This is a genomic window from Pseudomonas sp. AG1028, from assembly GCF_007993955.1.
Taxonomy (GTDB): Bacteria; Pseudomonadota; Gammaproteobacteria; order Pseudomonadales; family Pseudomonadaceae; genus Aquipseudomonas; species Aquipseudomonas straminea.
Map to the genome: position 1 here is coordinate 100,401 of NZ_VIVP01000008.1, position 13,276 is coordinate 113,676.

Genomic DNA, 13,276 nt, shown 5'->3' on the forward strand with positions numbered 1-13,276 from the left:
ATCATTGCTCCTCACCAGGCTGCGGCACTGCGGCGGTGCGCTGTGCGCGCCAAGCCTGAAAGCGTTCCTGCAGCCCCATCACGAACACGAAGAACGACGGCACGAAGAACACCGCCAGCAGGGTGCCGCTGAGCATGCCGCCGAACACGCCGGTGCCGATGGCGTGCTGGGTCTCGGCGCTGGCGCCGGCGGCGAGCATCAACGGCACCACGCCCAGGGTGAAGGCCAGCGAAGTCATCAGGATCGGCCGCAGGCGCAGGCGTGCGGCGGTCACCGCGGCGTCCACCAGCGAGCGACCTTCGCCGTGCAGCTGGCGGGCGAACTCGACGATCAGAATGGCGTTCTTCGCCGACAGGCCGATGATGGTGATCATCCCCACCTTGAAGAACACGTCGTTGGGCAGCCCGCGCAGCATCACCGCCGCTACCGCGCCGAGCAGACCGAGGGGCACCACCAGCATCACCGACAAAGGAATCGACCAGCTCTCGTACAACGCCGCCAGCACCAGGAACACCACCAGCGCCGAGAGCGCCATGAGCATCGGTGCCTGGGCCGCCGACTGGCGCTCCTGCAGTGATTGGCCCGTCCAGGCCACCGCATAGCCCTGAGGCAACTGGGCGACCAGGCGCTCCATCTCGGCCATTGCCGCGCCGCTGGAAACGCCAGGCGCCGCGCCGCCGGCAATACGCACCGCCGGGAAGCCCTGGAAGCGCATCATCTGCTGCGGCGACTCGCTCCACACCGGCGTCACCACTTCGCGCAGCGGCACCATGCCGCCGCTGGTGTTGCGCACGCGCAGATTGAGCACATCGTCGAGCTGCATGCGCGCCGGGGCGTCGGCCTGCAGAATCACCTGCTGCATGCGCCCGGCGTTGGGGAAGTCGTTGACGTACTGCGAGCCCATGGCCGCTGACAGCGTGCTGCTCACCGCCGCGAACGACAGGCCCATGGCCTCGGCCTTCTGGCGGTCGATGTTCAGGCGAATGCTCTCGCCCGGCGGCAGACCATCGGGATAAACGTCGCTGACCACCTTGCTCTGTCCGGCCAGCTCCAGCAGCTGCGCCTGGGCCTTGAGCAACTCGGCTTCGCCACGGTTGCCACGATCCTGCAGAAATAGCGTGAAGCCCGACGAGGTACCTAGCTCGTCGATGGCCGGCGGCATCAGGCTCATCACCGTGCCTTCCACGTTATCGGCCATGGCCTCCTGGGCCAGCGTCGCCTCCTCGGCGGCAGTGGCGCCGTGGCGCTGATCCCAGTCCTTGAGCATGGTGAAGGCCATGGCTGCGTTGGTGCCGGAACCCGAGAAGCTGAAGCCCTGCACCACCAGGTTGGTGTCCAGCGCCGGACGTGTGGCCACGTGGGCCTCGAAGCGTTTGACCACATCCAGGGTGCGTTCGCTGGTGGCGCCGGTCGGCAACTGGATGGAGGTCATGAAATAGCCCTGATCCTCTTCCGGCAGGAACGACGATGGCAACTGCTGACCGGCGACGGCCAGCACGCCAAAGAGCAGCATGAACACCACCATCATCCTTCCGCTGCGCCCGACCAGCCGGCTGACACGTCCGGTGTAGCGCTCGGTCAGCCGCTCGAAGCCGCGGTTGAAGGCGCCGAAGAAACCGCGTTTCTCATGGTGATCGGCACTCACCGGGCGCAACAGCGTGGCGCACAGCGCCGGCGTCAGGGTAAGGGCCAGGAACGCCGAGAACAGAATCGACACCGCCATCGACAGCGTGAACTGCTGGTAGATCACCCCCACCGAGCCGCTGGCGAAGGCCATGGGAATGAACACCGCGGTGAGCACCAGGGTGATGCCGATCACCGCGCCGGTGATTTCCTTCATCGCCTGCAGCGTCGCCTCACGCGGCGACAGACCGCGGGTGACCATCAGCCGCTCGACGTTCTCCACCACCACGATGGCATCGTCGACGATGATGCCGATGGCCAGCACCATGCCGAACATGGTCAGCGAGTTGATCGAGAAGCCGGCCAGCAGCATCACCGCGAAGGTGCCGAGCAACGCGATGGGCGCGACGATGGCCGGGATCAGCGTGTAACGCATGTTCTGCAGGAACAGGAACATCACCAGAAACACCAGCACCATGGCCTCGAGCAGGGTGTAGATCACCTTCTCGATGGACACCTTGACGAACGGCGCAGTGTCGAACGGCACCGAATAGCTCATGCCGGTGGGCATGCTCGGCGCCAGCTCAGCGAGCCGGTCGCGCACAGCCTGAGCCGTGCGCACGGCGTTGGCACCCGGCGACAGCTGGATCGCCGCGCTGGTCGCCGACACACCGTTCTCGCGGTTGGAAAATCCGTAGGACTGCGCGCCCAGCTCGACCCGCGCCACGTCGCCGATGGTCACCCGCGAGCCGTCGGCGCTGGCGCGCAGCACCACAGCGGCGAATTGCTCGGGCGTTTCCAACTGGCCTTCGACGGTCAGCGGCACGGCCAGCCGCTGCCCCGGCAATGCCGGCTCATCACCGAGCCGACCGGGGGCAATCTGCGCGTTCTGCTGCTCGATGGCTTGGGACAGATCCCCCATGGTCAGGCCGAAGGCGTTCAGCTTGCTGGGGTCGACCCAGATGCGCAGCGCCTGCTCGGCGCCGAACAACTGCACGCGGCCGACGCCCTCGATGCGGCGCAGCTCCGGCACGATATTGCGCGCCAGGTAGTCGCCCAGCATGACCTCGTCGAACTGGCCGTCCGGCGAGGTCATGCCGATCATCATCAGAAAGCCCGAGGCGGCGGATTCCACCTGCAGGCCGCTCTGGCGCACCACCTGGGGCAGCCGCGATTCGACCGCCTTGATGCGGTTCTGCACGTCCACCTGGGCCAGTTCGGGATCGGTGCCCGGTTTGAAGGTTGCAGTGATCTGCGCAGTGCCCGAAGTGTCAACCGAGGACTCGAAGTAGAGCAGGTTCTTGACCCCGGACAGCTCGCGCTCGACCAGACTGACCACCGAATCATTGAGGGTCTTGGGCGTGGCGCCCGGGTAGGTGGCGTAGAGCGCCACCGACGGCGGCGCCACCGAGGGGTAACGGGCGATCGGCAGTTGCGGAATGGCGATTGTGCCGAACAGCACGATGAACAGGGCGATCACCCAGGCGAACACCGGACGGTTGATGAAGAACTGTGGCATTTGGGTTTCTCCCGATCAGCGCGCGGACGAGCTGGCCAGCTCGCTGGCGTTGCCGGTTTGCCACAGCCGCGCCTTGACGACGGCGCCATCAGCCAGGCGGTCGAGGCCTTCGATCACCACCCGCTGGCCAGCGCTGAGGCCGCTGACGATGCGGTAGCGACGATCCACCAGCTCACCGAGCTCGACCGCCACACGCTGCACCCGCTCGCCCTCGCCCAGTACCCACACGCTGGCCTGGCCATCACGGCGCAGCACCGCCTGTTGTGGCACGCTCAGGGCATCGGCATGGTGCGCCCGTGGTACCCGCGCCAGCACATACATGCCCGGCAGCAACTGGCGATTGGGGTTGTCGACCTGCACACGCAACAGCACGTTGCCGGTGCCAGTGTCGACGCTGATGCCGGAGAACAGGATCTTGCCGCTCAGCCCGTAGGCCTTGCCGCTGCTGTCGAGCACCTGCACCGGTACGCCATCGGCGCCGGGGGCCAGCTGGCTGCCAAGGGCATGGCGCCAGCGCTCCAGGCTAGTGGCCGACTCGCGCACGTCCACATACACCTGATCGATCTGCTGCACGGTGGCCATGGGCGTGGTGTCGGTGGTCGAAACCAGGGCGCCTTCAGACACCTGCGCCTGGTCGACGCGCCCGGAAATCGGCGCGCTGACGGTGGCGTACTTCAGGTCCAGGCGCTTGCGCGCCAGCGTCGCCTCGGCCTGGGCGACGTCGGCGGCGGCCTGCTCGCGCTGAGAGGCGGCGTCATCAAAGGTCTGCTGGCTCACCGCTTCGGCGCCGACCAGGGGCCGCAGGCGCTCGACCTGAATGCGTGCGCGGGCGAGCACGGCCTGGGCACGCTTAAGGGCCGCCTGTGCGTTTTGCACCTCGGCCTTGAACGGCGCTGCATCGATCTCGAACAGCGCGGCGCCAGCCTGGATGTCGGCCCCCTGCTCGAACAGCCGGCGCTGCACGATACCGCTGACCTGCGGGCGAATCTCCGCGGTTCTGAACGCCGCGACGCGCCCCGGCAGATCCTCGCTGACCTCCAAGGGCTGCGGTGTCAGCGTCATGACCGAAACCTGCACGGGTTCCGGTTGTGCCTCCTGCTGCGCCGAATCACAACCGCCCAGTATCAGGGCGCACAGGCACAGGCCCATGACGTACCGCCCTCTTCCACTTCCCATAACCTCACCGACCTCGCAGATGTTTCGTTGCCTGCGCACCTGGCGCAGCATCAGGAGGCGAGTGTCGGTGCAAACAATCGGGATTGATTCGAGCTTTTGTGGAGATAATGTGGAGGCAGACGAAAAGGTGAAATTCATGACATTGCCGCCCACATCCAGCCAGGATGCGCTGATCCTGATTGCCGAGGACGAGAGCGAGATCGCCGAGATCCTCGCCGCCTACCTGCAGCGCGGTGGTTTGCGCACCGTGCACGCCCGCGACGGCCAGGAGGCACTGCTCCATCACCAGACGCTCAAGCCCGACCTGGTACTGCTCGATGTACAGATGCCGCGTCTGGATGGCTGGCAGGTGCTGGCCGAGATCCGTCACCGTGGCGACACGCCGGTGATCATGCTCACCGCGCTGGATCAGGACATCGACAAGCTGATGGGCCTGCGCATCGGCGCCGACGACTACGTGGTCAAACCCTTCAACCCGGCCGAGGTGGTGGCCCGGGTCAGCGCCGTACTGCGTCGCGCCAAGACCGGTGGTGCGGCCGGCAGCCGACTGCTGCGCGTCGGCCAGTTCCAGGTCGACCTGGATAACCACGAGGCCACGGTCAACTGCGACGACCGGCAACACGGCCTCGACCTGACCCTTACCGAATTCAAGATCTTGGTCACCCTGATGCGCACGCCCAAACGGGTATTCAGCCGCGCCGAGCTGCTGGTCGGCTGCCTCCCCGAAGGCGACACCCAGGAACGCACCGTGGACAGCCACATCAGCAAGCTGCGCCGCAAACTGGAAAACCTCGGTATCCAGGGCACGCCGGTGAGCGTGCGTGGCGTCGGCTACCGCTTCGGGAGCGGCACATGAGTGGCGCGGTGAGTCTGCGCCGGCAGATCCTGCTGTCACTGAGCATCATGGCGTTGGGCGTGATCCTGCTGTCCATCGTCGGCAGCTACGCGTTCTACGCCATCGCTTCGACACTGGCGCCCGGCAGCATCTCGGAAACCTGGGTGCCCTCGGGCATCGAAATGCTGTGGATGGCCGGCACCATACTGGTGGCGCTGTGCATCGCCGGCTACGTAGGCGTGCGCCTGTCCCGGCGCATTCTTACCCCGCTCAACTCGGTGGCCCACAGCCTACGGGAGATCGCTCAGGGCAACCTGCAGGCCCGCGCCGCACCGGATGACAGGGCGCTGGGCGAAGCCGGGCAACTGGTGCGCGACTTCAACGCCATGGCAGAGCGCCTGCAGAGCGTGACCCGCGAACAGCAGTTCTGGAACGCCGCGGTGGCCCACGAACTGCGCACCCCGGTAACCATCCTGCGCGGGCGCCTGCAAGGCCTCGCCGAAGGCGTATTCACGCCCAGCACGGAAACCTTCGAAGGGCTGCTGCGCCAAGTCGAAGGGCTTGGCAGGCTGATCGAAGACCTGCGCGTGCTGAGCCTGGGCGACAGCGACCACCTGCAACTGGACCTGGCCACCACCTGCCCCGCCGAAGGTATCGCGGCCACCGTGCAGGCTTTCGCTGGCCGTTTACAGGCCCGCGGCTTCGAACTGCAGGTGCAGCTCGATGAGCAGACGTGCGTGGTTTGCGACGAATTTCGTCTGCGTCAAGCGCTGATCGCCCTGCTGGAAAATACCCTGGCCCATGCCGACGCAGGCCCAGTGCGAATCGAAGCCGGTGTGGTGAATGACAGCTACCAGCTGAGCATCACGGACAGCGGCCCGGGCATCGACACCGAACTGGCCAGCCAAGTGTTCGAGGCGTTTCGCCGTGGCGATCCGTCGCGTTCGCGAAACAGCGGCGGCAGCGGCCTGGGCCTGGCGGTGGTACGGGCTATCGCTCAGGCCCATGGCGGACAGGCGCGCTGCGAAAGGGCGGGAGGCGGAACGCGGTTTGTCGTGCAATTGCCGTTAGCTCACGAGCGCTAACGCCAGAAGTCGTCGAGATTGCTGAATCCCCACTCGGCTGGATCTTCACGGCTGACGATGCGGTCGTTGGCGCCAGACCTCGACAGATCGACCTCCTGCTGGGTAATCGCTACCTTGCTCTTCGCCGAGAAGAACACCCGCACAACAGGCGTGGTCAGCTTGCCGGGCAGCAAGTCGACCACCACACCAAGTCGCCCGGACTCCAGGCGCACCAGCGAGCCCAGCGGATAGATGCCGACCGTGCGCACCAGAGCATGGAACACATGGGTATCGAAATGACCGGTCCACTGTGCCATCCGAGCCAGCGACTCGGCCGGGTTCCAGGCGTGCTTGTAAGGCCGGTTGGAGGTAATGGCGTCGTACACATCGCAGACCGCGCCCATGCGCGCCAGCAGGCTGATCGCCTCACCAGCCAGACGGCCGGGATAACCGCTGCCGTCATATTTCTCGTGGTGCCGCAGGCAAACGTCCAGCGCCGACTCGGGTAGCGAACCGGCCGCCTGCAGCATGGCGTGGCCGCGCTCCGGATGGCTGCGCATGATGGCGAACTCGACCTCCGTCAGGCTGCCGGGCTTGTTGAGTACTTCCAGCGGCATGGCCATCTTGCCGACATCGTGCAGCAGTCCGGCGAGACCGGCTTCCCGGGCACGCGCCTCGTCCAGACCCAGTTGCCGGGCCAGCGACAGCATCAGCGCGCAAACAGCCACCGAGTGCATGTAAGTGTATTCATCCTTGCTCTTCAGGCGCGCCAGGCCGAGCAACGCCGAACTGTTGCGCGCCAGCGACTCGCCGATATCAGCGACCAGCGGCAGGCAGCTTTCGACATTGATGGCATTGCCCAGGCGCGCCTCCTGGAACAGCTCGGTGACGGCTTTCTTGGAACGATTGATCAGCTTGGCGGCGCGTTGCAGTTCGTCACGCACACTGCAGCTGGGCACGGTCGCGGGTGGCGAGACAGCTGGGGCGATGATCTCGGCAGGTACGACAATTTGAGCGGCCGAAGGCGCAGGCGCCTGAGCGGCCTGGACGGCGACATCCAGCCCCTTGCTGGTGTCGATCCACACACCGGACACACCGCTCTGGCGCACTCGGGCCAGGTCTTCGGCATCCTCGATGACGAAACGACTTTTCCAGAATGGATGCGACAGCCAGTTGCCATCGAAGCCCTGGATGAACATGCCGATACGCACGGCCTGGGTGGGGATTTTTTTCAGCATGGGCGCCTCGATAGAACTCAGCGAACGCGTTGATGCCTGCTCACTAATCTAGCGCGTTTCAAGGCGATAAGGTGGCTGGCGCCGTCACCAATTACGGGTTAGTTTGACGCCCCTTTTCCCGGACGATGTGCTGCCATGCTGCCACGCAAGCTTCACCGCCTGACCATCCTCGGCCTGGTGTTTTTCATCCTCGGTCTGATCGGCGTCGTGTACGCCCTGTACCAGATATACACCGGCCCGCGCCCGGCCAACCCGGACCTGACCCGCAGCCTGGTGATCGCTGCCGGCATGCAGTTGACCGGCTACGTACTGCTCAACCGCAACCGCTGGAAAATGATGACAGGTAAGAACGGCAAATAAACGTCGCGCCGGATTGCCCGGCGCGGCTCTCTCTTCGAGCCTGTTCACGATCTTTGTGCGCATGAAACGGCAGCTGCAGCTACAAAGCAGAAGCGGTCGGTGAGCATGTAGGAGGGGCTTTAGCCCCGAGCTTTACTAGGCTGCAAAAAGCTCGGGGCTAAAGCCCCTCCCACCAGATAGCGAAAGGCCGCTCCCACCACTTAGCTAACAAAATCGACGAACCTGGCTGAAACATCATGAGCAGGTTCTTAGCGCAATGACCTCAGCGGAACGGCGGCTCGTCGAAGCTGCGCAGCTTGCGCGAGTGCAGCGAGTTGAGCTGGCCGCGCAAAAGATCCAGCGCGGCAATGCCGATATGCAAGTGCTGAGTCACCGCCCGCTCGTAGAACGCACCGGCCGCGCCCGGCAGCTTGATCTCGCTGTGCAGCGGTTTGTCAGACACGCACAGCAAGGTGCCGTACGGCACGCGCAGGCGATAGCCTTGGGCGGCGATGGTGCCGCTTTCCATATCCACCGCCACGGCCCGCGACAGGTTGATCAGCGGCCGTTCCTGGGCCCAACGCAGCTCCCAGTTGCGGTCGTCGTAGGTCAGCACGGTGCCGGTACGCAGGCGACGTTTTAGATCATCCCCACGCTCGCCGGTGACCTGGGCGGCGGCATCCTGCAGCGCCTGCTGCACCTCGGCCAGGGCCGGCAGCGGAATGTGCGGCGGTAGCACGCGATCAAGAATGCCGTCGCGGCGCATGTAGGCGTGCGCCAGCACGTAGTCGCCGATGGTTTGCGACTGCCGCAGGCCGCCGCAGTGGCCGATCATCAGCCAGCAGTGCGGGCGCAGCACGGCCAGGTGGTCGGTGATGTTCTTGGCGTTGGACGGGCCGACGCCGATGTTGACCAGGGTGATGCCGTCGCCATCGGTGGCCTGCAGGTGGTAAGCCGGCATCTGGTAACGGTGCCAGACCACGCTCTCGATGATCGCCTGCATCTCGCCTTCGGCCATGCCGCGTTCGACCACCACGTTGCCCGGCAGCACCATGCGGGTGAAGCGCGAGTCGCCCTGCAGCATGTCCAGGCCATGGCGGATGAACTGGTCGACGTAACGGTGGTAGTTGGTCAGCAGGATCCATGGCTGCACATGGCGCCAGTCACTGCCGGTGTAGTGCTGGATGCGCTTGAGCGAGAAGTCGGTGCGCGCCGCGTCGAACAGCGCCAGCGGCAGCGGGTCGATGTTCTCCCAGTCGTACAGGCCGTCTGCGGTGCCATCAGTGGCGGCGGACAGGTCGGTGCTGGGAAACACCCGCGCCAGCTCGGCGGCGGTCACGCCACTGCCGGCCAACTCGTCACCGCCCTCGACCACGTAAGGGTAGGGAATGTATTGCTCGCTGACCCCGACTTCGACGGTCAGGGTGAAGTCGGCCATCAGCGGCTGCAGCTGCTCGAGCAGGTACTTACGAAACGCCGCCGGATGGGTGATGGTCACGCTGTAGGTGCCGGGCACCTGCACCTTGGCGTAGGCGCGCACGGTGGTCGGCACTTCGCCCTGGCAATCGTAGGTCAGGCGCAGCTCGGGATAGCGGAACAGATCCTGCTCGTCGGCATCGGGGCGCACGCGATCCTTGAGGTAGCGCTTGAGCGCCTGGCTCAGGCCCTCGGTGGCGCGCTGGTGCAGCGCGGCAAGGCGGTCAACGGCTTCTTCGGCAGTGTTGACGACGATAAAAGCGCCGTCTGTAGGAAGGGACATGCACGGTTCCTTATCGTGGATTCATGGTTCATAGCTGACACGCATTACAACGCCGGTGCAAGTAGCTCGATCAAACAGGCCAGGCGGCGACGATGTGCTCCAGCGCCTGCTTGAGTTCGGCGCGGCTGCGCGCGGCGGCCAGGCTGATACGAATCGCGCTGGCCTGGGCCGGGCCGACGGCGAACACGTCCGCCGGCACCACTTCCACGCCTGCAGCCCGGCAGGCCGCCACCAGCGCGCCGCTGTCCGGCGGCTGCAGCCACAGGTGCGGCGCCACCTCACGTCCCGGCGGCATACGCGAGCCCAATACGCGGCTCGCCAGGCGCCAGCGCTGCTGCAGTTCTTCGCGTTGCCAGGCCAGTTTGCGGGCGGCGGTGCCGCTCTCGATCCATTCGCAGGCCAGTGCCAGGCACAACGGCGACACCGCCCAGCTGGTCGCGTGGCCTTGCGGGTCGATGCGCTTGAGCAGCGCCTGGGGCCCATGCATGAAACCCAGGCGCAGGCCGGGCGCCACGGTTTTCGACAGGCTGCTGACCAGCAGGCTGCGTGCCGGTACCGCCGCGGCCAACGGCGCCTGGCTGCCGAGGGCGCCGTAGACGTCATCCTCGATAAGCCACAGGCCATGGCGCTCCACCAGTTCGGCGATGCGCTGGCGGCGTTCGCCATCCATGCTGCTGCCGGTGGGGTTCTGCAGGCACGGGGTAAGCACCAGCACCCGCGCGCCGGTGGCGCGTATCTGACGGTCGAGGTCCTGAGGAAGAATGCCGCGCTCGTCCATGGCCACGCCGTGCAGCGGCAGCCGCAACTGGCGGGCAGCGGCCTTGATGCCAGGCGCGGTGAAGGCTTCGGCGAGCACCGGGTCACCCGCCTCACACAGCGCCAGCAGCGCCGCCGACACGCCCTGCTGGGCACCCGCGCACAGCGCCACCTGAGACGGCGGTGTATGCACGCCGCGCTGCTGCAGCCACAGGCTGACGGCCACCCGCCCGCGCTGCTCGAGCTCGGCCGGCGCGTAGGCCTGCAGGGCATCCAGGCGCCCTTCGGCGATCATCCGCTGCAGGGTGTGCGACAGGTCATCGCTGCCGCCATCGTGCACCGGCACGTTGGTCGACAGGTCGATGCCGTCGGCCGGCAGCCGTGGCTGCTTGAGGTGAAACAGGCTGGCTTCGTGGCTATCGGCCAACACGTAGGTGCCGCGGCCCACTTCGCCAGACACCAGATGCCGGCGCGCCGCCTCGCGGTACGCCTGCATCACCGTGCTCGGGTTGATGCCCAGCGTCCAGGCCAGTCGCCGCTGGGGCGGCAGCCGTTCGCCGGGCTTGAGTTCACCCTTGCCGATGGCCACGGAGATCGCTTCGACCAGCGCCAGGTAAGTGGGCAGCGTGCTGCCCTGAAGGTCAGGTAACCACATTGCTTGCCATGCAATATAAAGATTTACCCATACAATGCCCGAGCCGTAGCATCTGGTCAAAGCCCGCCCGGAGCACTACCCGATGTTCGACCTCGCCGCCCTGCGCCAAGCCGTTACCCTGATCCGCCCGAGCATTCCGGCGACGCCGCAGTTCGCCTGGCCGCTGCTGGCCGAGCGCCTGGGTTGCGAAGTGTGGGTCAAGCACGAGAACCACACCCCGACTGGCGCCTTCAAGGTGCGCGGCGGGCTGGTCTATGTGGACCAGTTGTTGCGCCGCGAGCCGGGCATCAGCGGGCTGATCTCGGCGACCCGCGGCAACCATGGGCAAAGCATGGCGCTAGCGGCGCGCAAGGCCGGATTACCCATCGTCATCGTGGTGCCTGAAGGCAATGCACGGGAGAAGAATGCCGCCATGGCCGCGCTGGGCGCCGAGGTGATCGAGCATGGTCGCGACTTCGATGCCGCCCGCGCCCGGGCAGCCGAGCTGGCAGTGCAACGTGGCCTGCACTTCGTGCCCTCACTGCATCCGGATCTGATCCGCGGCGTTGCCACCTATGCGCTGGAGCTGTTCGAGGCCGCGCCGCCGCTCAAGCGCATCTATGTGCCCATCGGCCTGGGCTCAGGCATCTGCGGGGTAATCCGTACCCGCGACCTGCTCGGCCTGGATACCGAGGTGATCGGTGTGGTCAGCGCCGCCGCCGATGGTTATGCGCAGAGCTTCGCCGCCGGGCGGATCATCTGCACCGACAGCGCCGACACCATCGCCGACGGCATGGCCTGCCGCATGCCGCAGCCCGAAGCGCTGGAAATCATTCGCGCAGGCGCGGCGCGCATCGTGCGGGTCGACGACGACGAGATCCGCCAGGCCATGCGCATCTACCACGAAGACACCCACAACCTCGCAGAAGGCGCCGGCGCGGCAGCCCTGGCGGCATTGATTCAGGAGCGAGAGATAAACCGTGGCGAGCGCGCCGCCGTGGTGCTAAGCGGCGCCAACGTCGACCGCGCGGCGCTGGCGGCGATCCTCGCCTGAGCCGCCGTCCACCCGAGCCAGCTAAACGCTGATCGACAGCGTCGCGCCGACCGAAACGGACAGGGACAAACCGCCGCCAGCCATTTCGCCTGCGGCTTTCTCGACCTCGGCGAGCTGCTTGTCGATGCCTTCCATGAGTTTCTTGTTCTCTTCGCCCGGCTTGCCGCTGATCTGCGAGCGCACCATGGCCAGCAGCTGCTTGAGCTGGGCGGCGACCTTCTTCAGCTCTTCGGCGTCGGCACGGCGCTGACGCTCGTTGCGCTCCTGGCGGGCTTGGCTGATCGCGGCCTGGGCCTGCTCTTCGGCATCCTGCTCCGGTTCGTCTTCCTGCTCGGCCTCTTCACCGGCCGCCAATTCGGCCGTCTCGGCATTCACCTCGGAGCTTTCAGCTACTGCCTCAGGCTCGACCACCACCTCGGCAGTCGGCTCTGCCTCGCTCACCGCCTCGGCCGTGACCGTCTCCTGCGCCGCCGTACTTTCGCCCTCGCCGGCCTTGGCGCCCATACCGACCGATGAGGCTGTGCCACCAGAGGGTTCCTTGAGCACCGCTGCAGCCTGCCCCAGTTCCTGTGCCAGTTGCTTGATCTGCCGCAGCGCGCCTTTGGCAGCAGAGGGCCCGAGCGCCACGACCAGCTGCTTGAGCATTTCAATACGGCGCTTGATGTCTTCCAGGCGCTGGCGCGCGGCATCCTTGCGAGACTCGTCCTGCCTGGCCTGCATCTCGCGCAGCTTGCCAAAGGCATCGCGCATGCTCTTCGCACGCTTCTGGGCGTATTCGCTGAGGGTGACGGTTACCGAGGGCTGCTGCTCCGGCTCGCTGGCCGCCTTCCCGGCTTCGCCTTTGCCTGGCTTCGCAGTGGTTGCAGCTGTGGTTCTAACCGGTGGCGCGGAGCTTGCGCCCGAGGGGGTGATGGCCGACATGCTACGTCCTGTGCCTGGCGAATGTGCACAGAGTATCGGCTCGCCAGACGACATCTTGAAGCCCTGCTGCCGAGCGGCAGGCAGAAAGCACGAAGCCCCGGCATGGGCCGGGGCTTCGCGTATCACGCTGGTAGCGACCAGCAGCGAGGTCAGTACTTGCTACGAAAATCGCGCAGTTCTTCCTCGGCCTTTTCCTTGGTCCAGCCATAGCGCTCCTGCAGTTTACCCGCCAGGTATTCACTATGGCCCTCGGCGACATCCACGTCGTCGTTGGTCAGCTTGCCCCAGCGCGCTTTCATGTCGCCACTGAGTTGCTTCCACTTACCTTTGATGATGTCGGAATTCATGATCATTCTCC

11 protein-coding genes are annotated in these 13,276 nt (G+C 66.0%); 4 read left to right on the forward strand and 7 right to left on the reverse strand.

Going from position 1 to position 13,276, the window contains the following annotated elements:
* Nucleotide 1 precedes the first annotated feature (1 nt).
* Both FB481_RS14670 and FB481_RS14675 read right to left on the reverse strand, forming a co-directional pair.
* Entirely contained in the window at nucleotides 2–3,142 is a 3,141-nt protein-coding gene (locus FB481_RS14670) for an efflux RND transporter permease subunit (protein ID WP_147176881.1), read from the reverse strand.
* A 15-nt stretch (nucleotides 3,143–3,157) separates the two neighbouring features.
* Complete coding sequence (locus FB481_RS14675; protein WP_256662752.1) at nucleotides 3,158–4,204, reverse strand: efflux RND transporter periplasmic adaptor subunit; 1,047 nt, start codon at nucleotides 4,202–4,204, stop codon at nucleotides 3,158–3,160.
* A gap of 250 nt (nucleotides 4,205–4,454) precedes the next feature.
* Here FB481_RS14675 and FB481_RS14680 point away from each other — a divergent pair, with 250 nt between their 5' ends.
* Both FB481_RS14680 and FB481_RS14685 read left to right on the forward strand, forming a co-directional pair.
* A complete protein-coding gene (locus FB481_RS14680; RefSeq protein ID WP_147176883.1) occupies nucleotides 4,455–5,174 on the forward strand; it encodes a response regulator in 720 nt (239 codons plus the stop codon).
* On the forward strand, nucleotides 5,171–6,238 hold the full coding sequence (locus FB481_RS14685; RefSeq protein ID WP_147176884.1) for an ATP-binding protein: 1,068 nt from the start codon (nucleotides 5,171–5,173) through the stop codon (nucleotides 6,236–6,238). Before FB481_RS14680 ends, FB481_RS14685 begins: the two co-directional genes overlap by 4 nt.
* On the opposite strand, the gene FB481_RS14690 is transcribed toward FB481_RS14685, so the two are convergent.
* Nucleotides 6,235–7,455, reverse strand: a complete 1,221-nt coding sequence (locus tag FB481_RS14690; RefSeq protein WP_147176885.1) for an HD-GYP domain-containing protein — start codon at nucleotides 7,453–7,455, stop codon at nucleotides 6,235–6,237. The genes FB481_RS14685 and FB481_RS14690 overlap by 4 nt on opposite strands.
* A 135-nt stretch (nucleotides 7,456–7,590) precedes the next feature.
* Between FB481_RS14690 and FB481_RS14695 the strand changes: the two genes are divergently transcribed.
* Entirely contained in the window at nucleotides 7,591–7,815 is a 225-nt protein-coding gene (locus tag FB481_RS14695; protein ID WP_093505302.1) for a hypothetical protein, read from the forward strand.
* Nucleotides 7,816–8,077: 262 nt separating this feature from the next.
* Here the strand turns inward: FB481_RS14695 and amn are convergent, their stop codons facing one another.
* Entirely contained in the window at nucleotides 8,078–9,553 is a 1,476-nt protein-coding gene (gene amn, locus FB481_RS14700; RefSeq protein WP_147176886.1) for an AMP nucleosidase, read from the reverse strand.
* Nucleotides 9,554–9,623: 70 nt separating this feature from the next.
* On the reverse strand, nucleotides 9,624–10,964 hold the full coding sequence (locus FB481_RS14705) for a PLP-dependent aminotransferase family protein (protein ID WP_147176887.1): 1,341 nt from the start codon (nucleotides 10,962–10,964) through the stop codon (nucleotides 9,624–9,626).
* Nucleotides 10,965–11,046: 82 nt separating this feature from the next.
* On the opposite strand from FB481_RS14705, the gene FB481_RS14710 reads away from it, so the two are divergent.
* Nucleotides 11,047–11,997, forward strand: a complete 951-nt coding sequence (locus FB481_RS14710; RefSeq protein ID WP_147176888.1) for a threonine dehydratase — start codon at nucleotides 11,047–11,049, stop codon at nucleotides 11,995–11,997.
* A 21-nt stretch (nucleotides 11,998–12,018) separates the two neighbouring features.
* Here FB481_RS14710 and FB481_RS14715 read toward each other — a convergent pair whose 3' ends face one another.
* Together FB481_RS14715 and FB481_RS14720 are read right to left on the reverse strand one after the other, a co-directional pair.
* On the reverse strand, nucleotides 12,019–12,918 hold the full coding sequence (locus FB481_RS14715; RefSeq protein WP_147176889.1) for a hypothetical protein: 900 nt from the start codon (nucleotides 12,916–12,918) through the stop codon (nucleotides 12,019–12,021).
* A gap of 149 nt (nucleotides 12,919–13,067) precedes the next feature.
* Nucleotides 13,068–13,265, reverse strand: coding sequence for a CsbD family protein (locus FB481_RS14720; RefSeq protein WP_093505313.1), 198 nt, complete (start codon nucleotides 13,263–13,265; stop codon nucleotides 13,068–13,070).
* Nucleotides 13,266–13,276 lie beyond the last annotated feature (11 nt).